The organism is Streptomyces sp. NPDC002838, assembly GCF_040295365.1.
Classification (GTDB): domain Bacteria; phylum Actinomycetota; class Actinomycetes; order Streptomycetales; family Streptomycetaceae; genus Streptomyces.
The window spans coordinates 1-21,583 of record NZ_JBEOVF010000098.1 but is presented as its reverse complement, the minus strand read 5'-3'; the positions used below and the strand labels follow the sequence as shown (position 1 = coordinate 21,583).

The 21,583-nt window shown below is 70.3% G+C and carries 19 protein-coding genes; 8 read left to right on the top strand and 11 right to left on the bottom strand.

The annotated features are described in order from the left end of the window. Positions 1 to 131: 131 nt before the first annotated feature. The 4 genes from ABT063_RS50170 to ABT063_RS50155 form a co-directional block, all read right to left on the bottom strand. Complete coding sequence (locus ABT063_RS50170; protein ID WP_351068688.1) at positions 132 to 527, bottom strand: DUF6507 family protein; 396 nt, start codon at positions 525 to 527, stop codon at positions 132 to 134. Positions 528 to 633: 106 nt separating this feature from the next. Further along, on the bottom strand, positions 634 to 948 hold the full coding sequence (locus ABT063_RS50165) for a pore-forming ESAT-6 family protein (RefSeq protein WP_351068685.1): 315 nt from the start codon (positions 946 to 948) through the stop codon (positions 634 to 636). A gap of 76 nt (positions 949 to 1,024) precedes the next feature. Beyond that, a complete protein-coding gene (locus ABT063_RS50160) occupies positions 1,025 to 1,357 on the bottom strand; it encodes a hypothetical protein (RefSeq protein WP_351068683.1) in 333 nt (110 codons plus the stop codon). A 159-nt stretch (positions 1,358 to 1,516) separates the two neighbouring features. Next, positions 1,517 to 2,698: a SpoIIE family protein phosphatase gene (locus ABT063_RS50155; protein WP_351068681.1), complete on the bottom strand. Its 1,182-nt coding sequence runs from the start codon at positions 2,696 to 2,698 to the stop codon at positions 1,517 to 1,519. Between the two features lie 174 nt (positions 2,699 to 2,872). Between ABT063_RS50155 and ABT063_RS50150 the strand changes: the two genes are divergently transcribed. After that, a complete protein-coding gene (locus ABT063_RS50150) occupies positions 2,873 to 4,102 on the top strand; it encodes a GNAT family N-acetyltransferase (RefSeq protein WP_351068679.1) in 1,230 nt (409 codons plus the stop codon). A 212-nt stretch (positions 4,103 to 4,314) separates the two neighbouring features. On the opposite strand, the gene ABT063_RS50145 is transcribed toward ABT063_RS50150, so the two are convergent. Continuing rightward, positions 4,315 to 5,124, bottom strand: coding sequence for an Fpg/Nei family DNA glycosylase (locus ABT063_RS50145; RefSeq protein WP_351068676.1), 810 nt, complete (start codon positions 5,122 to 5,124; stop codon positions 4,315 to 4,317). Positions 5,125 to 5,353: 229 nt separating this feature from the next. Continuing rightward, positions 5,354 to 5,845 carry a ribose-5-phosphate isomerase gene (locus ABT063_RS50140; protein ID WP_351068673.1) on the bottom strand — a complete coding sequence of 164 codons (492 nt, stop codon included), beginning with the start codon at positions 5,843 to 5,845 and terminating at the stop codon, positions 5,354 to 5,356. Between the two features lie 215 nt (positions 5,846 to 6,060). Between ABT063_RS50140 and ABT063_RS50135 the strand changes: the two genes are divergently transcribed. Beyond that, positions 6,061 to 7,536 carry an amino acid permease gene (locus ABT063_RS50135; protein ID WP_351068671.1) on the top strand — a complete coding sequence of 492 codons (1,476 nt, stop codon included), beginning with the start codon at positions 6,061 to 6,063 and terminating at the stop codon, positions 7,534 to 7,536. A gap of 33 nt (positions 7,537 to 7,569) precedes the next feature. Here ABT063_RS50135 and ABT063_RS50130 read toward each other — a convergent pair whose 3' ends face one another. Next, on the bottom strand, positions 7,570 to 10,374 hold the full coding sequence (locus ABT063_RS50130; protein WP_502991043.1) for a serine/threonine-protein kinase: 2,805 nt from the start codon (positions 10,372 to 10,374) through the stop codon (positions 7,570 to 7,572). 185 nt (positions 10,375 to 10,559) lie between these two features. Between ABT063_RS50130 and ABT063_RS50125 the strand changes: the two genes are divergently transcribed. Then, complete coding sequence (locus ABT063_RS50125) at positions 10,560 to 11,285, top strand: LPXTG cell wall anchor domain-containing protein (protein WP_351068668.1); 726 nt, start codon at positions 10,560 to 10,562, stop codon at positions 11,283 to 11,285. 82 nt (positions 11,286 to 11,367) lie between these two features. After that, positions 11,368 to 12,705 carry an FAD-binding oxidoreductase gene (locus ABT063_RS50120; protein ID WP_351068666.1) on the top strand — a complete coding sequence of 446 codons (1,338 nt, stop codon included), beginning with the start codon at positions 11,368 to 11,370 and terminating at the stop codon, positions 12,703 to 12,705. Here the strand turns inward: ABT063_RS50120 and ABT063_RS50115 are convergent. Then, positions 12,695 to 13,276: a biotin transporter BioY gene (locus tag ABT063_RS50115; RefSeq protein ID WP_351068665.1), complete on the bottom strand. Its 582-nt coding sequence runs from the start codon at positions 13,274 to 13,276 to the stop codon at positions 12,695 to 12,697. The genes ABT063_RS50120 and ABT063_RS50115 overlap by 11 nt on opposite strands. A 345-nt stretch (positions 13,277 to 13,621) precedes the next feature. Here ABT063_RS50115 and ABT063_RS50110 point away from each other — a divergent pair, with 345 nt between their 5' ends. Continuing rightward, positions 13,622 to 15,019 carry an amino acid permease gene (locus tag ABT063_RS50110; protein ID WP_351068663.1) on the top strand — a complete coding sequence of 466 codons (1,398 nt, stop codon included), beginning with the start codon at positions 13,622 to 13,624 and terminating at the stop codon, positions 15,017 to 15,019. A gap of 132 nt (positions 15,020 to 15,151) precedes the next feature. Next, entirely contained in the window at positions 15,152 to 15,793 is a 642-nt protein-coding gene (locus tag ABT063_RS50105) for a superoxide dismutase (RefSeq protein WP_351068660.1), read from the top strand. A gap of 379 nt (positions 15,794 to 16,172) precedes the next feature. Here the strand turns inward: ABT063_RS50105 and ABT063_RS50100 are convergent, their stop codons facing one another. Genes ABT063_RS50100 through ABT063_RS50090 form a run of 3 tightly spaced genes read right to left on the bottom strand, consistent with a single transcriptional unit; the run spans position 16,173 to position 19,123 of the window. Then, entirely contained in the window at positions 16,173 to 16,946 is a 774-nt protein-coding gene (locus ABT063_RS50100; protein WP_351068658.1) for an SAM-dependent methyltransferase, read from the bottom strand. 13 nt (positions 16,947 to 16,959) lie between these two features. Continuing rightward, a complete protein-coding gene (locus tag ABT063_RS50095) occupies positions 16,960 to 17,583 on the bottom strand; it encodes a histidine phosphatase family protein (RefSeq protein WP_351068656.1) in 624 nt (207 codons plus the stop codon). A gap of 43 nt (positions 17,584 to 17,626) precedes the next feature. Then, positions 17,627 to 19,123 carry an FGGY-family carbohydrate kinase gene (locus ABT063_RS50090; RefSeq protein WP_351068653.1) on the bottom strand — a complete coding sequence of 499 codons (1,497 nt, stop codon included), beginning with the start codon at positions 19,121 to 19,123 and terminating at the stop codon, positions 17,627 to 17,629. 186 nt (positions 19,124 to 19,309) lie between these two features. Here ABT063_RS50090 and ABT063_RS50085 point away from each other — a divergent pair, with 186 nt between their 5' ends. Both ABT063_RS50085 and ABT063_RS50080 read left to right on the top strand, forming a co-directional pair. Beyond that, positions 19,310 to 20,134, top strand: a complete 825-nt coding sequence (locus tag ABT063_RS50085; protein WP_351068650.1) for a DeoR/GlpR family DNA-binding transcription regulator — start codon at positions 19,310 to 19,312, stop codon at positions 20,132 to 20,134. Between the two features lie 16 nt (positions 20,135 to 20,150). Next, complete coding sequence (locus ABT063_RS50080; RefSeq protein ID WP_351068648.1) at positions 20,151 to 21,182, top strand: 2-hydroxyacid dehydrogenase; 1,032 nt, start codon at positions 20,151 to 20,153, stop codon at positions 21,180 to 21,182. Positions 21,183 to 21,583 lie beyond the last annotated feature (401 nt).

Genomic DNA, 21,583 nt, shown 5'->3' with positions numbered 1-21,583 from the left:
CAACCCCTGGAACTGCGAATGCACATCCTCGCCGGTCTTACGGACATGACCGGCGTCCTTCTTCAGATCCGCGTAATCAACCTCCAGCTGCGGCAAGTTCCCGGTGAACTGCGGAATCTGCTCCGGCTGGATCACGCCTTGCCCTTCCCCGGCATATCAAGCTTCGGCGCGCTCAGCGTATTGCGCTGCGCCTCCGCCGCCATCTCCTGATCGCCATTGAGGTAGGCCGTCGTGGCATCCGCCGCACCCTGCAACGACTTACCCGCCCGAGCCGCCACGAACTGCAGATCCTTCGAAGCCCGCTCCGCATACTGCGACAAGGCAAGGGCCACCAGACCACCCGCGGCCTTCTCGCCACCCTCGCCGCCACCGCCGCCGCCCTCGGCGGAAACCGTGCCCGCGCTCGTCGCCGCCGACGTCAAGTGCTTCCCGAACGCCTTCGCGTACTTCTCCATGTTCGACGCCGTCTCACCCGTCGTCTTCAGAACATGCGAAATACCCTGCGGATTCAAATCCCAGCCCGGCACGACAGCCCCCGAATCCCCGAATTCCCACAGTCCTACAGCCCTACAGACAGACCTGGGGCCCTCTTATAGAGAACCCCACGGCCGTATGCCCTGCCCTACACGACACTCAGCCGATGTTGTCGACCGCGGCCTTCGCCCGCTGGATCGTCGACTGCGCCGTACCGTCGTTCTTCTCCAGCGTCGACTTCAGCAGCCCGATGATGTTCTTCACTTCCTGCGAGGCGTTGTTCCACCGCTGTTCCTTGCCGTGGTACTCATCCGCCACACCATCCGCCGTGAAGTCGGCCATCGCCGCCTTGACCTGACGGTCACGGTTACCGATCACCTCTTCCAGACGACCGATCACCACCTGGATGTTGGACTGGGCGTCCGCCGACGCACCCGTGTCGTACGAGCGACGGTCCGCTCCCGCACCCGCCATCACACACCACTCCCCGAGAGTTGAAAGAAAGTCAGCACAGAGGGAGCTCCAAGAAGGAGGCTCCGCAGAAGGAAGCTCAGCGCCCGCCGAAGCGAGCCGCGTCGAAGTTGGCGGCGCCCATCTGCTGCCGCGCGTTGTCGCCCTGCTCCTGGTCACCCGAGCTGAACGCGGACTCCATGCCCGACTGACCGCCGAGGATCGCCGCCAGCGACCCGTTGAGGTCGCTCGCGATCTGGTCCGCCCGCGCCTTGAACTGGTCGAACATCACGCGGCCCGAACCGTTGAACTTGCCCTCCAGCGGCTGCGCCGCCTGCACCAACTGCCGGATCAGCGTGCCGAGGTCATCACTCGCCCCCCGCGAATCACGCTGCAGCGTGGACAGCGTCTGCGCACCCATGTCGAACTTCATGCACGCCTCCCCGTTGGGTCCCCACCATCACATCGTGTGCATTACATCTCTACCAATCTCACGATTGCTCATGCAATCGAGAACCACGGGTAGTTACAGAGGTCGCACAAAGCCATGACCAAACCATGGGAGCGTAAGTGGACAAACGATGCGAATGTGTCAGCGGGCGGACATCGCCGCCGTCGGTCCCTCCCGGCAGATCAGCAGCAGCGCCCGGTCGTCGTTGACGTCCTTCGCCACCGCCTCGATCAGGTGCCAGGCGGCCCCGTGGAAGCCGCCGGCGACGTAGCGGTCGGCCTCGCCGGTGAGGCGGTCTATGCCCTCGACGATGTCCCGCTCGGACGTTTCCACCAGACCGTCTGTGAACAGCATCAACACGTCCCCGGGGCGGAGTGAGCCCTTCACCGGGTCGAACTGCGCGCCGTCGTACACGCCGAGGAGCGGGCCTTCCGCCGCCTTCTCCTCCCAACGGCCGCTGCCCGCGCTGAGCTGGAGCCCCGGCGGGTGCCCGGCGGAGTACAGCTCGTAGTCGCCCGAGTCCAGGTCCAGGACCAGGTGGATCGAGGTCGCGAAGCCCTCGTCCCAGTCCTGGCGCAGTAGATAGCCGTTGGCCGCGGGCAGGAACGCGTGCGGGGGCAGCGAGCCGAGCAGGCCGCCGAAGGCGCCCGACAGCAGCAGTGCGCGCGAGCCCGCGTCCATACCTTTGCCGGACACGTCCGTGAGGACGACCTCCATTGTGCGGCCGCCGTTCGTCCGGGCCGCGACCACGAAGTCGCCCGAGAACGACTGGCCGCCCGCCGGGCGCAGCGCCATCTCCCGGTGCCAGCCCCGCGGCAGTTGCGGCAGCTTGCTCTGCACGCGGATGCGTTCGCGCAGGTCGAAGAGCATCGTGCCGCCACGCCGCCAGGGGACACCGACCCGGCTGCGGAACTGGGCGATCAGCAGGCCGAAGAAGCCGCAGGCAGCGACCACGAGCACGACGCCCGGGGTGACGCGGGACGGGCCCTCCGTGTACGGCCCCAGCTGCACCGACTCCACGATCAACGCCGTCGCCGCCGCCGCGTACAGGCCCAGCAGGCTCGCGGGGCGCAGCAGCAGGCCGCCCGCGACGATCGGCAGGACCAGCGCGGCCGGCGAGCACCACACCGAGTTCGCCAGGGTGGTGGCCGCGATCACCGGCACGGTCAGGAGCAGGCCGGCGAGCGCGACCCAGTCCGAGCCGTCCCCCCGGAAGTAGTCGACGGCGCTTCGGCGCATGCCGACGCGGGCCCGGTGCCACTGCATCTTCAACCGGGCCGTGAACGTCTCGGCTTCCGCGCGCCGCTCTCGTCCTACTGCCATCAATTCGGGACCCTATCCATCGGACCAGCTGCTTGGCACGGGAGGTCCCACTTGTCCCCCGTCCGAGGTTCAACTTCACAGTGAACTTCACAGGAAGCCACCGTGCCGCCATCACGTCGAAATTCCCTCGCCCGTCCCGCAATGCCCTGATAGGCATGGGCCATGGGGACTGACATGGGCACTGACTTGCGAGTACTGCGGGCGGACGACTGGGACGAGTGGTACGACAATCTGATCCGCGCCTTCGGTGGGGTTCCGGAGTTGTTGGGGGAGCGGGAGCTGTGGAACGCGCTCACGGAGGTGGACCGTTCGATCGGCGCGTGGGACGGGGACGTCTGCGTGGGGACGGCGGGGGCGTTCAGCTTCCGGCTGACCGTGCCGGGCGGGGCCTCGGTGCCGGCCGCGGGCGTGACCATGGTCAGCGTGGCCGCCACGCATCGGCGGCGCGGGGTGCTGCGCTCCATGATGCGGCGGCAGTTGGACGACGTACGGGAATGGGGCTGGCCGCTGGCGGTCCTGACGGCCTCCGAGCCCGCGATCTACGGCCGGTTCGGGTACGGCGCCGCCACGCACCACGTCAACGTCGAGGTCGACACGACTCGCGTACGGCTGTCCGTGCCGCCCGGCACCGATGACGTACGGCTGCGGTACGCCGCGCCGGCCGAAGTCCTCGACGCGTGCGAGGCCGTGTACGCGCGCAAGGTGCCCGGCCGGCCGGGGATGCTGGCGCGGTTGCCCGGGTGGGAGCGGCTGGGGTTGCTCGATCCGGAGAGCGGGCGGGACGGGGCTTCGCCGTTGCAGTGCGTGGTCGCCGAGCGCGGTGGTGAAGTCGTGGGGTACGCGCGCTTCCGGGTCAAACCGGAGTGGGACACCACCGGGCCCAAGGGCGAGGTGCTTCTGCAGGACACCGAGGCGCTCGACGCGGCGGCGCATACCGCGCTGTGGCGGTTCCTGTTCGAGATCGACCTGACGTCGACGCTGAAGGCGTGGGGGCGGCCGATGGACGAGCCGTGGATGTCCATGGTGTCCGACATACGGCGGTGCGGGCTGCGGGTGCGGGATTCGCTGTACGTCCGGCTGGTGGACGTCGGGGCCGCGCTGCAGGCGCGGACGTATCAGGCGCCGGTGGATGTGGTGTTCGAGGTCGAGGACGACTTCTGCCCATGGAACGCGGGGCGTTGGCGGCTGACGGGGGACGCGAAGGGGGCGTCATGCGCTCGTACGACGGATGCGGCTGATCTCGCCTTGTCCGTACGGGAGTTGGGGGAGGCGTATCTCGGTGGCGTGAGCCTGGCCTCGCTGGGTGCGGCCGGGCGGGTGCGGGAGATTCGGCAGGGGGCGTTGGCGGAGGCCGCGGTGGGGTTCGGGTCGGTGGTGTCGCCGTGGCTGCCGCACGGGTTCTAGCCGGACGGGGTTCCAGCCGGACGGAGTTCTAACCGGACGGGGTTCCAGCCGGACGGAGTTCTAACCGGATGGGGTTCCAGCCGCACGGGGTTCCAGCCGCACGGGGTTCCAGCCGCACGGGGTTCCAGCCGCACGGGTTCTAGCCGGACGGGGTTCTGGCCGGACGGGGTTCCAGCCGCACGGGTTGTGACCGCACGGGTTCTGGGGCGACGTCAGTCTTTCTGGCAGGTCGGGCACCAGAAGAGGTTGCGGGCGGCGAGATCGGCGGTGCGGACCTCGCCGCCACAGATGTGGCAGGGCAGGTTGGCCCTGCGGTAGACGTAGACCTCGCCGCCGTGGTCGTCGACGCGGGGCGGGCGGGCCATCGCCTCCGGGGTGTGTTCCGGGCGGACGGTGTCGATGCGGTTGTTCTTGACGCCCTCGTGCATGAGCTCGACGAGGTCGGTCCAGATCGCGTCCCACTCGGTGGGGGTGATGTCCTTGCCGGCGCGGTAGGGGTCGATGCGGTGCCGGAAGAGGACCTCGGCGCGGTAGACGTTGCCGACGCCTGCGACGACCTTCTGGTCCATGAGCAGGGCGGCGATCGTCGTACGGCTGCGGGAGATTCTGTTGTACGCGGCTTGCGGGTCGGCGTCCTCACGTAGGGGGTCGGGGCCGAGGCGGTCGTGTATCGCGCGCTTCTCCGGGGGCGTGATCAGGGCGCAGGTGGTGGGGCCGCGGAGGTCGACGTACGACGTGCTGTTCGCGAGGCGGAGACGGACGGTGTCCGTGGGCGGAGGCGCGAGGGCGGCTCCGAAGGTGACCTTGCCGAAGAGGCCGAGGTGGATGTGGACCCAGTCGCTGTCGCGGAAGCCGAGGAAGAGGTGCTTGCCGTGGGCTTCGGTGTGGGTGAGTTCCGTGCCGGTGAGGAGGGCGGCGGCGTCGGTGAACTTGCCCTGGGGGCTGGTCACCTGCGGTGCGGTGCCTTTGAAGGCGGCGGCGTAGTCCTTGGCCAGCCGGTGAATGGTGTGCCCTTCCGGCACGGTGCGGTTCCTTTCGTCGCCGTTCGCCTTTTGCCCACCCACCCGACTCGGTCGGCCGGGAGGTGCCCGTCCCCTGGGGCTCCGCCCCAGACCCCGGCGGGGACTGCGTCCCCCGCACCCATCGCAGGGCTCCACCCCTCCACCTCAGGGATGCTCAGGTCCCCGTACTTGCTCCTCGATGCGGGGCTGGGGGCGCGGCCCCCAGAGGTGGTGGGCTCCCCGGCGGCGGCTACTGCTGCTGCTGGGGGTGGTGGGCCGGGATCGGCGGCAGGTCGCCCGTCGTTTCGTAGGCGGCCAGCATGTCGATGCGGCGGATATGGCGTTCGTCACCCGAGAACGGGGTGTTGAGGAAGGTCTCGACGAACTTCGTCGCCTCCTCCTGCGTGTGCATGCGCGCGCCCACCGCGACGACGTTGGCGTTGTTGTGCTGGCGGCCCAGCGACGCCGTCTCCTCGCTCCAGGCCAGCGCGGCGCGGACGCCCTTCACCTTGTTCGCCGCGATCTGCTCGCCGTTGCCGGAGCCGCCGATCACGATGCCGAGGGCGTCGGAGTCCGCGGCCGTCTTCTCGGCCGCGCGGAGGCAGAACGGGGGGTAGTCGTCCTGGGCGTCATAGATGTGGGGGCCGCAGTCGACCGGGTCATGACCCGCCGCCTTGAGCCAGTCGACGAGGTGGTTCTTGAGTTCGAAGCCCGCATGGTCGGAGCCGAGATACACGCGCATGGGATGAGTGTGACACGGCTGTTTCGGGGCGGCAGCCTCGGGGGCTGACCAAGAAAACTGTGAGCAACACTACAGAACCTCAGGAAAAGCTCAAGTAAAAATCTTCAATCAAAGGTTCACGAATTTCTTTGCCTCCGATTCACTGGACCGATTCGTACGCCCACGTACACCGCTCGTACGGGGACAGTTCAACCGGCGCAAAGGAATTCCGTCCCATGACCTCGCAGCCGACCCTCCCCAAGGCCGGTCACGGCCCCCAGCCCGCCGGCGAACCCGGCGGCGGCCTCCAGGCAGGACTCAAGAACCGTCATCTTTCGATGATCGCCATCGGCGGTGTCATCGGGGCCGGACTGTTCGTGGGGTCCAGCTCCGGTATCGCCACCGCCGGACCCGGCATCCTCCTGTCGTACGCCCTCGTCGGCACGCTCGTGGTGCTGGTGATGCGGATGCTCGGTGAGATGTCCGCCGCCAACCCGACGTCCGGTTCGTTCTCCGCGCACGCCGACCGGGCGCTCGGGTCGTGGGCCGGGTTCTCCATCGGCTGGCTGTACTGGTTCTTCTGGGTGGTCGTACTGGCCGTCGAGGCGACCGCCGGGGCGAAGATCCTGGAGGGGTGGATACCCGCCGTTCCCCAGTGGGGGTGGGCGCTGATCGTGATGGTGGTGCTGACCGCCACGAACCTTGTCTCCGTCGGGTCCTACGGCGAGTTCGAGTTCTGGTTCGCCGGGATCAAGGTCGTGGCGATCGGTACGTTCATCGTCGTGGGCGGTCTCGCCGTGTTCGGGGTGCTGCCCGGCGTCGACAGCGATCAGGCGGGCCTGGCCAACCTCACCGACCACGGCGGCTTCCTGCCCAACGGGCCCGGCGCCATCCTCACCGGTGTGCTGCTCGTCGTCTTCTCCTTCATGGGGAGCGAGATCGCGACCCTGGCGGCCGGTGAGTCCGAGAACCCGCAGCGGGCGGTCACCAAGTCCACCAACAGCATCATCTGGCGTATCGCCGTGTTCTATCTGGGATCGATCTTCGTGGTCGTGACCCTGCTGCCGTGGGACGCCACGTCCATCCAGGACGACGGTTCGTACGTCGCCGCCCTCGACTCCCTCGGTATCGCGCACGCCGGTCAGATCATGAACTTCATCGTGCTGACGTCCGTGCTGTCCTGCCTCAACTCCGGTCTGTACACGGCCTCCCGGATGGCGTTCTCGCTCGGCGAGCGCGGTGACGCGCCGAAGGCCTTCGCGCGGACCACCAGCCGGGGTGTGCCGCTCGCGGCGATCATCGCCTCCGTGGTGTTCGGGTTCGTCGCCGTCTTCTTCAACTACAAGTTCCCCGACTCCGTCTTCCTCTTCCTGGTCAACTCAAGTGGTGCGGTCGCCCTGTTCGTCTGGCTGGTGATCTGCTTCTCGCAGCTGCGCATGCGGAAGATCATCCAGGCCGAGGCGCCGGAGAAGCTGGTCGTGAGGATGTGGCTGTACCCGTACCTGACCTGGGCGACGGCCGCGCTGATCGTGTTCGTGCTCGGCTACATGCTCACGGACACCGAGCACGACGGGCGGGACACGGTGCTGCTGTCGCTGCTCGTCGCCGCGGTGGTGCTGGCCATCGCCTTCGTCAAGGACAAGGTTCGGGGCGCGGCCCGGGGTGAGGTCCAGGGAGAGGCCCAGAGCAGGGACGAGGTCTCGGTCGGCTGATCTGCGCGTCTCTCTGTCGTCTCCGGCCTGCCCTCACAGCACCGTGAAGCTGTCCTTGACCTTGTCGTACGTCTTGAGGGCCTGCGCTTCGATGTCCGGCTGGTACCAGGTGTTGATCTGGTACGACTTGCCGTTCTCGTTGAAACCGAGGAGCCGGGCGTGCCAAGGGACGCCCTGCAACGTGAAGGTGTACTCCCAGACGACCGCGGGGTGGCCGCGGAACGTCGTCTCGTCCAGGCGGATCTTCCGGTAGTCCTGGCCCTGGTGGGCGTTCTGTTCCGAGGTCCGCCAGGTCTCCATCAAGTCGCCGCGGGCGAGGGAGGACTTGGCCGCCAGCTCCTGTTTGCCGTCGGGGGACGTGTAGTGCACCTCGGCGCCCGTCTTCACGTCCCGCCGCCAGCCGTCGGGCGTCGCCCACGCGAACCCGCCGGCCTCGCGGTGCGCGCCCGGCGGCAGGCTCTGCGGCCTGGACGTGCCCTCGACCGTGGGCGACGGGCTGTCGCTCGGGGTGCCGGACGAGGGCTGCGACGACGCGGAGGACGAGGGGGAGGATCCCGCCCTGATGTCGTCCGGCGATCCGGAGGTCGCCGCGAGCACGATCGCGACGACGGCACCGACGGTGACCACGCCTGCGGCGGCGATGAGGCCGGTTCGGCGTCGGGTGCGGTGGGGGGTGACGGCTGGGAGGGCGGGGCCGGGCAATTCGCCTGGCGGCATGGGGAGGGGGCTGGCGGCGGGGCCGGGGTCGGGTGCCGGCGCCGGGCGGCTTTCGGTCTCCGCCTCCGCACGGGCGAGCGAGACCCCGGCGCCTGGCCCACGGGATACGGCCCTTCCAGGTGCGGCTCCCACGGAGTTGCCGGACGGGGTCTCGGAACGCGTCTCCGAGCGCCTCTCGGAAGCTGCCTCCGTGGAGGCGTTGGGAGTTGGGGCGATCAGGGGTGCGGACGGGGTGAGGGGCGGTGGCGCGGAAGACACGGGCTGCGCGGAGTGATCGGGGAGCGTAGTTATGCCGTCCGCAGGGGCGTGCGGTATCGCGTCACGGATGGGCTCGGCCTCAGGTTCGGGCTCGGCCTCAGGTTCGGGCTCGCACCCGGGCTCGGACTCAGGCTCAGGTCCGGGCTTGACCCCAGACCCGCGCTCAGCCCCGAACTCGACCCCAGCCCCGAACTCGACCTCAGCCCCCGCCGCAGGGGCGTGCGGTATCGCGTCACGGATGGGCTCAGCCTCAGGTTCGGGCTCGGCCTCAGGTTCGGGCTCGGCCTCAGGCTCGGACTCGCACCCGGGCACGGACTCAGGCTCAGCTCCGGGCTTGACCCCAGACCCGCGCTCAGCCCCGGACTCGACCCCAGCCCCGGACTCGACCTCAGCCCCCGCCGCAGGGACGTGCGGTATCGCGTCACGGATGGGCTCGGCCTCAGGTTCGGGCTCGCACCCGGGCACGGACTCAGGCTCAGATCCGGGCTTGACCCCAGACCCGCGCTCAGCCCCGAACTCGACCCCAGCCCCGAACTCGACCTCAGCCCCCGCCGCAGGCTCGGGCTCCCGCTCGGCGCCGGGCTCCGCCCCTGCCATCAGCGCAGGCTGCCCGGCGTCGCGCGCCCTCCCCAGGAACCGGGTCTCACGGGAGCCCGGGGCGGGTGAGCCAGGTGACTCGTGCGGTGCCACGGGGAGGGAAGGCCTCGGGTCGTCGGCGTCCGGTACCTCAGGCGCCCCCAACCCCGCCGGAGTCCACGGCGCCAACGGCATCCCCGGTGCCGCCGACGCCCCCGACACCGCAGGCGTTTCCGCTGTCCCCGGCATCGGCGCCTCAAGCACCACCGGCTCCACCACCGTCTCCGGCCTCTCCGGCTCGGCGTCACCCGCTGGTTCCGGCCCACCCCTCTCACCCCACCGCTCAGCCGTCTCCCCCTCAGGCCCGCCCTCCGAAGGGGGCCCCTCCGAGCGCTCACCCTCTGAAGACCCTCCCTGCGGGGCCCCCTCCACAGCCCCCTCCACCGGCGCCACCGGCACCACAGGCACCGTCGGCGTAGGCATCGGATACGCAAGCGACCGCAGCAAGGTCTCCAGCTCCTCCAAGCCCGGCCGCGCCGACGGGTCCTTCTCCAGCAGCGCGGCCAGGATGTCCCGCAACGGGCCCGCCGTGGCGGGGAGTTCCGGCTCTTCGTAGAGCACCGCGTGCAGGGTCGCCAGCGTGGTCTCGCGGGAGAACGGTGAGCGGCCGCCCAACGCCGCGCACAGCGTCGCGCCGAGGGACCAAACGTCGGACGGCGAGCCCTGGGGGCGGCCGGAGACGCGTTCGGGCGCCATGTAGTCGGGTGAACCGACCAGCATCCCGACCATGGTGAGGGCCTTGGCGTCCTGGATCGCGGCGATGCCGAAGTCGGTGAGGACGATCCGTCGTCCGCCGCTCTCCCAGCCCTCCACCAGGACGTTCCCGGGTTTGATGTCCCGGTGCAGGACGCCCCGGGCATGCACCTGCCGCAACGCCTCCACCAGACCGAGTCCGAGCAGTGCCGCCTCGCGCGGACCCAGCGGGCCCTGCTCCGTCAGGATCCGTTCCAGCGAGCGGCCGACGACCAACTCCATGACGATCCACAGGCGTTCGCCCTCGTCCACGACGTCGTACACGCGCACGACGTTGGGGTGGTCGATCCGGGCCGTGGCCCTCGCCTCGCGCAGGGTGCGTTCGCGGCGCGTGCGGGTGTCCTCGGCGTCGAGGCCGTCTATGCGCATCTCCTTGACCGCGACCTGCCGGTCGAGTATTTCGTCGGCGGCTCGCCACACCCGCCCCATTCCCCCCTGACCGATACTTTCGACCAATCGATAGCGCCCCGCCACCAACACCCCTGGAACTCCACCACCGCTCGCATTCCCCGGCAATCCGCTGCACCCCCTCGATGCCTTCCGGACCTTCCCGACTGAAACACAATGGTCACACTTCGCGCCGTACCAGCATAGTGCGGAGAAATCTTGTGGTACCTCTTCAAGTACTGCGAATTCAGGCGCAGCCAAGGGGGACGAACATGAGTTCTCGTCGTATGACGACCATCGCGGGTTCGCTGGTCACGGCATCTTTCTCGGCGGTCATGGTGCTTTCCGCCACCGCCGCAGCGGAGGACCAGGGACCTGGAAGCAGCAAGGGGGGAAAGGCCGTTGACGAGGCACCGGCCGGGGTGAAGCTGACCACGCTGCTGCCCGAAGAGATCTCGGTGGACAACAGTTCGCGGGAAACGGAAATCACCGCCACGGCGAAGAACGAAGGGACCAAGGACAGCGGCAAGATCCAGCTATTGGTCGTCGGTTTCGACGGCCTCACGGTCAAGAACGTTCAAGGCTGCTCTCCGATTGACGAAAAGAATCTGCCGGAGGGTTCGAACAGCGGTTTCAGCTGCCCCATCGACAATCTCGCGGCCGGCCAGTCGAAGTCGTACGCCGTCGACGCGACGTTCGACCTGAGCAAGACCGGAAAGATCTGTCTGCCGGTGCAGACCAGCGACGGCAAGAAGACGTTCTGGCAGCAGGGTCCGGTTCCGTTCGGTACGACGAACCCGTCCCCGAACGCTCCCGCCACCCCGTTGCTGCTCGGCACCGACAACAAGCCGGTGGCGCCGGGCGGCGACGAACTGCCCAAGACCGGTATCGAGCGTGACGTCCTGCCGCTGGGCGCGGCGGGCGCGGCCCTGATGGCCGCCGGCCTGGCCGGGCTGTGGTGGTCGCAGCGGCGGCCGGCACGGCAGCGGGCGAGCTGACGCCACCACGTCACCGGACAAACCGGAGCCCGGAGGCATAACCTGACGGCACCTGTCAGGTTATGCCTCCACCATCAGCCGCATGAGCTACCTGACCGAGACCACAGACAGCACCAAAGACCTGCACGTACTCCACCCCGACGACGCCGGCTACGACGACGAACTCGCCGGCTTCCAGACCGGGTTCGCCCAGCGGCCCGCCATGATCGTCGCCGCCCGCTCCACCGAGGACGTGATCGCCGCCGTGCGCTACGCGGCCCACCGGAACCTGCCGATCGGCGTCCAGGCCACCGGGCACGGCCTGCCCGGCCCGTCGGAGGGCGGCTTGCTCATCACCACGAAACGCATGGACGTCGTGCACGTCGATCCGCGGGCCCGCACCGTCCGCGTCCAGGCGGGCGTGCGCTGGAGCCAGGTCGTGGCCGCCGCCGAGCCGTACGGGCTCGCGCCCCTCAACGGCTCAGCGCCCGGCGTCGGCGCCGTGTCGTACACGCTGGGTGGCGGACTCGGCCTCCTCGCCCGGGAGTTCGGGTACGCGGCGGACCATGTGCGCCGACTCGACATCGTCACGGCGGACGGGCGGCTGCGGCACGTGACCCGGGAGTCGGAGCCCGACCTGTACTGGGCGCTGCTCGGCGGCGGGCACGGCCTCGGCATCGTGACCGAGCTGGAGATCGGCCTCGTCCCCGTGCGCACGCTCTACGGCGGCTCGCTCTCCTTCGACGGACGCGAGGTCGACCCGGCGGCCGTGCTGCGGGCGTACGAGGCGTGGACGCGGACCGTGCCCGACACGCTGACCTCGTCCTTCGGCGCCGTCTGCTACCCGGACGTCCCGGAGCTGCCCCCGCATCTGCGCGGCCGGTACGAGATCTCCGTGCACGTCGCGCACACGGGCCCCGATGGCGACCGGCTCGTCGCCCCGCTGCGCGGCCTCGGGCCGGTGCTCACCGACTCGCTGCGCCTGATGCCGTACGCCGAGAGCCACACGGTCCACAGCGACCCGGACGTCCCGCACGCCTACTACGGTGAGAGTGCTGTGCTCGAAGAGCTGGACGTCCCGAAGGCCACCGAGGTCATTGCCCGTACCGGACCGGATTCCGGCGCCCTGTGCGTCCTGCAGATCAGGCATCTGGGCGGGGCGCTGGCGCAGCATGCGCCGAACTCGGTGCCGTATCGCGAAGGACGGTTTCTGCTGGGCCTGTTGACGGTGGGCGGCCGGGAGGAAGCCCGCGCGCTGCTGGATCCGGCCTTCGCGCTGCTCGAGCCCGTCACCATCGGCCGCGCGCTCAACTTCGCGTTCGGGGCGGGCGACCGGACCGAGGGTCTGTACGACGCCGAAACGCGCAAGAGGCTCGCCGGTCTGAAGTCGCGGTACGACCCGGCGAACCTCTTCCGCAGGAACTACGGCGTCAGCGCTTGACGAGCTTCCAGGCCGTGGGCAGCACGCCCATCGCCAGGGCCGCCTTCAGCGCGTCGCCGATCAGGAACGGGGTGAGGCCGGCCGCGATCGCGGCGGAGGCGGACATGCCGGTGGCGAGGGCCAGGTACGGGACGCCGATGGCGTAGATGATCGCCTCGCCCAGCAGCATCGTGCCCGCCATCCGCGGCATCGAGCGGTCGGCGCCGCGGCGGGCCAGGGCGCCCACGACGACGGACGCGAGCAGCATGCCGAGGATGTAGCCGAAGGACGGCATCGCCGCACCGGAGGCCCCGCCCGCGAACCACGGCATGCCCGCCATGCCGGCCAGCGCGTACAAGGCGAGGGAGAGGAAACCGCGGCCGGCGCCGAGGGTGGTGCCGACGAGCAGCGCGGCGAAGGTCTGGCCGGTCACCGGCACCGGGGAGCCCGGCACGGGCACCGCGAGCTGGGCGGCGAGGCCGGTGAGCGCGGCACCGCCGACCACGAGCGCGACGTCCCGGACACGGGAGGCGGGAAGCAGGTCGGCGAGGACCTGCCCGGGGCGGGCGGGGGCGACGGCAGCGGTGCTCATGAGGACTCCGCGGAGAGTGTGGGCAGGTTGGGACACGGCGACGCTATCCCAGCGCGTGTCGGCCGCTCACCGTCAGCGATCGACAAAGGGAGGAGCGCGGGCATGGTGGGCTCCACACAAAGGATGGCGGTTACACCGGGTACGGCGTGATAACGGTCACTGAGGCAGGGACGTTTCGCTCACGCGCCCGCCGTGAACGCCGACTGTCGGGACCGACCAAAGTGGTGGAGGCCTCACGTTGCGTGCCGGAGGCGTCCGCATGCTGAGCGGTCCCGCCCGCCGACCACCCCGTCCGCCCAGACTGGCGGCGTTTTTGCCCATCTCACGTACCGGACGAGTCGCGCCATGCCCAGCACCCCCACCGAGACGCCGTCACAAGAACGACAGGACGGCGGCGCCTCCCTCTCCCACGGCCTCAAACAGCGCCACCTGTCGATGATCGCCCTCGGCGGGGTCATCGGCGCCGGCCTGTTCGTCGGATCCGGCGCGGGGATCGCCGCCGCCGGACCGTCGATCGTCGTCGCCTACGCCCTCTCCGGCCTCCTCGTGATGCTGGTGATGCGGATGCTGGGCGAGATGTCGGCGGCGTACCCGTCCTCCGGCTCCTTCTCGGCGCACGCCGAGCGGGCGATCGGCCCCTGGGCCGGCTTCACCGCCGGCTGGTCCTTCTGGATCCTGCTCTGCACGGCCGTGGGCCTGGAGGGCATCGGCGCGGCGAAGATCGTCACCGGCTGGTTGCCGGGCACACCGGAATGGGCCTGGGTGGCCCTGTTCATGGTGGTCTTCTGCGGGGCGAACCTGGCCGCCGTGAAGAACTTCGGCGAGTTCGAGTTCTGGTTCGCGGCCCTGAAGGTCGGCGCGATCACGCTGTTCCTGGTGCTGGGCGTGCTGGCCATCGCGGGCGTCCTGCCCGGCACGGACGCCCCGGGGACCTCGAACCTCACGGGCGAAGGAGGCTTCCTCCCGAACGGCAGCGAGGGACTGGTCATCGGCCTGCTCGCCTCCGTCTTCGCCTACGGCGGCCTGGAGACGGTCACCATCGCGGCGGCCGAGTCGCAGGACCCGGTGCGCGGTGTGGCGAGCGCGGTCCGTACGGCCATGTGGCGTATCGCGCTGTTCTACATCGGCTCGATGGCGGTCATCGTCACCCTGGTCCCGTGGGACTCCCCGGCGGTCGTCGAGAAGGGCCCGTACGTCGCCGCCCTCGACGAACTCGGCATCCCGGGCGCCGGCCAGCTCATGAACGTCGTCGTCCTGGTCGCCCTGCTCTCCGCGATGAACGCCAACATCTACGGCTCCTCACGCATCGCCTACTCGCTGGTCGAGCGCGGCCAGGGCCCGAAAGCGCTGGGCAGGGTGTCGGCCGGGGTTCCGCGGATCGCCGTCCTCGCCTCCTCGGTCTTCGGCTTCGTGTGCGTGGTCCTCAGCTACTGGCGGCCGGACGACGTCTTCCCCTGGCTGCTCAACATGATCGGCGCGGTCATCCTGGTCGTCTGGCTCTTCATCGCCGTCTCCCAACTGCGCCTGCGCGGCCGCCTGGAGCGCGAGGCGCCGGAGAAGCTGGTCGTGCGGATGTGGGCGTTCCCGGTGCTGACGTGGGTGGCGCTGGCGGGGATGGCGGCGATCTTCGTGCTGATGGCGCGGGAGCCGGATACGCGGGTGCAGTTGTACTCGACGGGTGGGATGACGCTGGTCCTGACGGTCGTCGGGTACGCCTGGCAGAAGGCACGCGCCAAGGCCTGAGCCGCCGCGGCAGCCAAGGAAGGGCCCCCACGTGACACACGTGGGGGCCTCCTTGTTGTCCGCAGCCCTCTTGTTGTTGCTAGCCTGCACTTGCAAGATCTTTGCAATAAGAGGTTCGGAGGGGAACCCGCCATGCCCGTCTACACGCTGCCTGAACTGCCCTACGACTACTCCGCGCTCGCCCCCGTGATCAGCCCCGAGATCATCGAGCTGCACCACGACAAGCACCACGCGGCCTATGTGAAGGGCGCCAACGACACGCTGGAGCAGCTCGCGGAGGCGCGGGACAAGGAGCTGTGGGGTTCGATCAACGGGCTGGAGAAGAACCTCGCGTTCCATCTGTCCGGGCACATCCTGCACAGCATCTACTGGCGGAACATGACCGGTGACGGCGGCGGTGAGCCGCTGGAGGCGGACGGGGTGGGCGAGCTCGCGGACGCGATCGCCGAGTCCTTCGGGTCCTTCGCGAACTTCAAGGCGCAGCTGTCCAAGGCCTCGGCGACCACGCAGGGGTCGGGCTGGGGTGTGCTGGCGTACGAGCCGCTGAGCGGGCGGCTGATCGTCGAGCAGGTCTACGACCACCAGGGCAACGTCGGCCAGGGCGCGACGCCGATCCTGGTCTTCGACGCCTGGGAGCACGCCTTCTACCTGCAGTACAGGAACCAGAAGGTGGACTTCATCGAGGCGATGTGGCAGGTCGTCAACTGGCAGGACGTGGCCCGGCGTTACGAGGCCGCGAAGTCCCGTGCGGACGTACTGCTGCTGGCTCCCTGACGCCTCCGCAGAACGTCCTGCCTCGTGATCGTCTTCTCACCCTTCACGACGGCAGGCGGAGTAAAGGAGCGGCCCCGCGAGGACGTGACTCGCGGGGCCGCTTCCGTGTTGCGGCCGATGCGGCCGACCGCGCCAAGGTCGTCCTGGTGGACGACCAGATCGGGGTCGCCCGAAGCGCCTCCGGCACCGGGGGCGCTGTTGATCTGTGTCTGTGGGGACCTCCGCTCGGCAGCGCCGTTCTTCAACTGCTGCCACTCGTCCCACGCCATGTCCTTCATGACGCGTGCAGAACAGGCAGAATTTCCCCTTCCGGCGCACGTGATCACAAACGCCCCGCACCCGCGAGGGTGGCGCGCGGGTGCGGTCCGGGGCCGGCCGGTCAGGGCTTGCGGCCCAGGCCCCCGTGCTGGCCGATCGGGTCGGGGTCGGGGCCGTCGGGGCGCCACAGGGGTACCGACACCACTCCCGGGTCCACCAGCTCCAGGCCCTCGAAGTAGGCCGCGATCTGGTCGACCGGGCGCAGGAAGTAGGGAACCGCGCCGCTCTCGTTGTAGGTGTCCTGGGCCTGTTCGTAGTCCGGGTCGGTGCCGCGGGAGCCGTCGTTGACGGAGAGGTAGCTGCCGGAGGGGAGGCCCTTCAGGAGGCGGCGGACGAGGTCGCGGGCCTGGTCGTGGTCGGCGACGTGGCCGAGGATGCCACTGAGGATCAGGGCGGTGGGGCGGGCCGGGTCGAGGGTCCTGGCGGCGGCCTCGAGGATGCGCTCGGGCTCGAAGAGGCTGATGTCCTCGTACGCCGTCGCGCCCTCGGGGGTGGACGTGAGCAGGGTGCGGGCATGGGCCAGGACCAGCGGGTCGTTGTCGACGTAGACGATCTTCGACTCGGGGGCGATGCCCTGGGCGACCTCGTGGGTGTTGTCGACGGTGGGCAGGCCGCTGCCGACGTCCAGGAACTGGCGGACTCCGGCCTCCCGCACCAGGTACCGGGTGCTGCGGCGCAGGAAGGCGCGGCTGCTGCGGGCGATGGTGGAAATGCCGGGGAAGACGGCGGTGTAGCCGTCGCCGGCCAGCTCGTCCGCGGGGTAGTTGTCCTTGCCGCCCAGCCAGTAGTTCCAGATGCGGGCCGAGTGCGGTACCGAAGTGTCGATCTCCGTCATGCGCCCCATGGTGCTACGGCAGGTCCGGCTCGCACGGCACATTGAGTGAGAGAAGCGCGGTGGAACCGTCGGTGTTCATGCGCAGTTCGCTGATCGCCGCGTTGCGCAACCGCGGGAACACCCTGCGGTACCCGGCCGGCGGGATCGACAGCAGGGTGCACAGCACCAGGCGGAGCAGGGTGTTGTGGGCGACCACGAGGACGCGTTCGCCGTGGTGGGCGGCGGCGATGCGGCGCAGGGCGGCGGATCCGCGTGCGGCGGCGGCCGTGGGGTCCTCGGCGCCGGGGAAGGGATGGGCGACCGGGTCCGCGCGGAAGGCGTCCGCCGCCGTCGGGTCCTCGGCCGCGAACTCGGCGAGGGTACGGCCCTCCACCACCCCGAAGTCGCATTCCCGCAGGTCGGGTTCGCGGTGCGGGGTGAGGTCGAGGGCGCGGCAGGCGGGGTCGGCGGTGGCGACGGCGCGGGAGAGCGGCGAGGTCCACACCGCGTCGACGGGGTGGGCGGCGGCCCAGCGGCCGAGAGCCTCGGCCTGGGCGCGGCCGGTGTCGGTGAGGGGCACGTCGCTGATGCCGGCGTAACGGTTCTCGGCGTGCCAGATCGTCTGTCCGTGCCGGGCCAGGAGGAGGGTCGTACTCATAAATCCGCAGTATCCAGGTCCGGGGACGTGTCCGGGGCCGTGCTCATGGACTCGCGTTGTCCCTGTCCAGGCGGGTGCGTGCATGCGCGGCGACCGGGGCCGGGAGCCAGCCGCGCGTCGTCAGTTCGTCGACGAGGCGGGCGTACGGCTCGGCGAAGGCGGCCGTGCGGCCGGGGCGGGGTTCGAGAACGGTACGGGTGCGGACCATGCGTTCGGCGACGTCCGCGAGGTGGAGGTGGCGGGGCGTCTCCGTCCCGTACGCCGCCAGCACGGCCATGCCCAGGGCCGGTTCGGTCTGGTGCGGTACGCGGGCCGGGCGGCCGAGGATGTCGGCGCGGAGCTGGTTCCAGTACGCGCTGCGGGCGGCGCCGCCGGTGAAGGTGAGCGGGCCGTCGAGCGGGGCGCCCAGGTGGTGGAGGTAGTCCAGGCACAGCCGTTCCGTGTAGGCGACGCCCTGGAGCAGCCCGGCCCACAGGTCGGCCTCGCCGGCGGGCTCGCCCAGGAGCAGGGCGGTGGCGTCCGGCACCAGGAACGGGAACCGCTCCCCCGGTGACACCAGCGGGTAGGCGACCACACCGGACGGCTCGAACGCGGCCGCCCTTCGGTCCATGACCTCCGGGTCCGCTCCCGAGAAGGCCGCCGCGAGCACGCCCGCGCCGACGCTGGAGGCTCCGCCGGGCAGCCACGTGCCGTCCGGCGTCCGGTGGTTGTAGAGCACACCGGTGGGATCACGGACGGGGGTCGAGGAGGCGCCCTTGAGGACGAGGGTGGTGCCGAGAACGGAGTTCCAGGAGCCGTGCCGCAGGGCTCCCGAGGCGATCTGGGCCGCGCAGCCGTCGGTCATCCCGGCGATCACGGGCGTGCCGGCGGGGATTCCGGTGGCCTCGGCGGCGGTCGGACAGACCTCGCCGAGACGGGTGCCGGGCGGTACGACGTCGGGCAACAGGCCGTCGGGGAGCCCGAGTTCGGCCGACACGGCGTACGGCCACGCCTTGTCCTCCAGGTCGTAGCCGGTCTTGAGGGCGTGACTGGAGTCGGCGGGCGGGACCTCGCCGATGAGGCGGGAGACGATCAGGTCGGGCTGGTGGGCGATCCGCCCCCGCACGTGGGCCGGCCCCTGCACGTAGGTCTCGACCAGCCACAACGCCTTCGGCAACGCCCACGTGTCCTGCACCGACAGCCCCGCCGCCCGGACCCGTGCCGCCTCCTGAGCCGCGCGCCCGTCGTCGTACATCAGCGCCGGGCTCACCGGACGCCCCGAGCCGTCCGTCAGCAGCACCGTCCCGGACGTCCCGCACACCGCGAGCCCGCCGATCCGTACGCCGGGCAGCCGGGCGAGCGCCGACCGGGACGCCGTACACACCGCCTCCCACCACTCCCCCGGATCCTGCTCGTGCCGCACCCCCTCGCGGCGCCCGGTCAGCGGGGCCGAGCCGCCGCCGAGGACCGTGCCGTCCCCGGTGACCACCAGCACCCGGACGCCCTGCGTGCCCAGGTCGATCCCCAGCCACGCCACACCGCCGTCGCCCTCGTCCGCCATCCGGACCTCCCTGCAATCTCCAGCACATCGCGACCCGGTCTGTGAACTTCTCACTCTCTCTCGATATTGACGCGAGATTTTCGCTTGCGCGAGGGATTGACGCGCAAGTTCCGCCGTTCCACTCTCTGTTGACGAGTCGACTCGACGTGTTGACCCCCACCGGACCGGCCGCGGAAAGTGCACCGGATGAACAGCAGCAACAGCGCACAGCAGGGACCGGCCGCCCGGCAGGCCGCCATGGCCGAGCAGGTGCTGGCCGACGGTTCGGCGACCGCGGCCGAGCTCGCCGAGCGCTTCGGGGTGAGCCTGATGACCATCCACCGGGACCTCGACGAGCTGGAGCGGCAGGGCGTCGTACGGAAGTTCAGGGGCGGGGTGACCGCGCAGCCGTCCGGGGTGTTCGAGTCGAACGTGCAGTACCGGCTGAAGACGATGCGGGCGGAGAAGGCCGCCGTCGCCGACCGCGCGCTGAAGCACATCGAGCCCGGCATGGCGGTCATGCTCGACGACTCCACGTCCGCCCTGGAGATAGCGCGCAGGCTCCGGCTCGGCGAGATCACCCCGCTCACGGTCGTCACCAACTTCCTGGAGGCGATCAACCTGCTCTCCGATCAGCGGGGCATCCACCTGATGGCCCTCGGCGGCGACTACGACCCGCTGCACTCCTCCTTCCTCGGGGTGTCCTGCGTGGAGGCCGTGCAGTCGCTGCGGGTGGACGTCTGCTTCGCCTCGACGTCGGCGGTGCACGGGGGTTACGCCTACCACCAGGAGCAGCACATCGTGTCCGTGAAGCGGGCGATGCTCGACTCGGCCGCCCGCGACATCCTGCTGATCGACCACACGAAGCTCGCCCGGGTCGCCCTGCACCGGGTCGTCCCGCTGTCCCGCTTCGACCTGGTCCTGGTCGACGACGGGGCGTCGGCGGACGCCCTGCGTGACCTGGACGAGCACAAGGTCCGTTATGAGGTGTGCCCGACGGTGGGCGCCGATGACCGCGCTGGAGCTACGTGACGGGAGACTCCCTGCGATGACCGAACCTGTACGTGTGGTGGCCGCCGGCGACCACTTCGTCCTGCCGGGACTGATCACCCGGGAGGTCACCCATGAGGTGGGCGAACAGCCCGTGGACGTACGCGAATTGACCCTCGGCTGGCCCCTGGAACCCTTCGGCCCGGTGGCCGAGGTCGAGGAGGCCAGCGACGCCGAGGACCAGCTGATCGAGGCGCTGGCCGGTGCGCGGGTCCTGGTCACCCAGATGGGCCCGGTCACCGAACGCGTGCTGGCCGCCTGTCCGGACCTGCGGCTGGTCGTCGTCTGCCGGGGCGGCCCGGTCAACGTCAACCTCGACGCGGCGAAGGCGCACGACGTCCGGGTGTGCTTCGCGCCCGGCCGCAACGCCGCCGCCACCGCCGAGTTCACCGTCGGCCTGCTGCTGGCGGCCCTGCGCCGCATCCCCCAGGCCCACGACCTGCTGGCCCGGCGGGGCAGTTGGGAGGGCGCCGCCTACTACACGTACGAGCACAGCGGCCTGGAGCTGGAGGACCTGCCCGTCGGGCTGATCGGCTACGGAGCCGTCGGCAGCCGGGTCGCCCGCGTGCTGTGCGCCTTCGGCGCGCAGGTGATGGTGTACGACCCCTATGTGCGCGGCGAGATCCACGGCCTGCGCGTGTCCTCGCTCGACACCTTGCTCACCCGCTCCCGCGTGATCACCCTGCACGCCCGCCTCACCGAGGAGACCCGCGGCCTGATCGGCGCCCGTGAGCTGGCGCTGCTGCCGTCCGGCGCGGTGGTGGTGAACGTGGCGCGCGGCCCGCTGCTGGACGAGGAGGCGCTGTGCGACGCGTTGGAGAGCGGGCAGGTGTCGGCGGCGGCGCTGGACACGTTCGAGCGGGAGCCGCTGCCGGCGGACTCACGGCTGCTGGCTCTCCACGAGCGGGTGGTGCTCACCCCGCACCTCGGCGGGGCGAGCCGCGCGGTGGCGGAGAAGGCGGCGCGGATCGCCGCGGAGGAGGTTGGGCGGTGGGTGCGCGGGGAACCGCTGGCGCACTGTCTGGGATGAGGGCTCTGGGGTCGAGGCCTGGGGTTCGGGGCTCGGGTGCGGGCCCCGGAGGTTCGGGGGCCGGGGTGGGGAGCCCCGGAGGTTCGGGGGCCGGGGTGCGGAGCCCCGGAGGTTCGGGGGCCGGGGTGCGGAGCCCCGGAGGTTCAGGGCCTTGGATGCGGAGCCCCGGAGGTTCAGGGCCTTGGATGCGGAGCCCCGGAGGTTCAGAGCCGGGAGTACGGAGCCCCGGAGGTTCAGAGCCGGGAGTACGGAGCCCCGGAGGTTCAGAGCCGGGAGTACGGAGCCCCGAAGGTTCAGGGGCCGGGGGTACGGAGCCCCGAAGGTTCAGGGGCCGGGGGTACGGAGCCCCGAAGGTTCAGGGGCCGGGGGTACGGAGCCCCGAAGGTTCAGGGGCCGGGGGT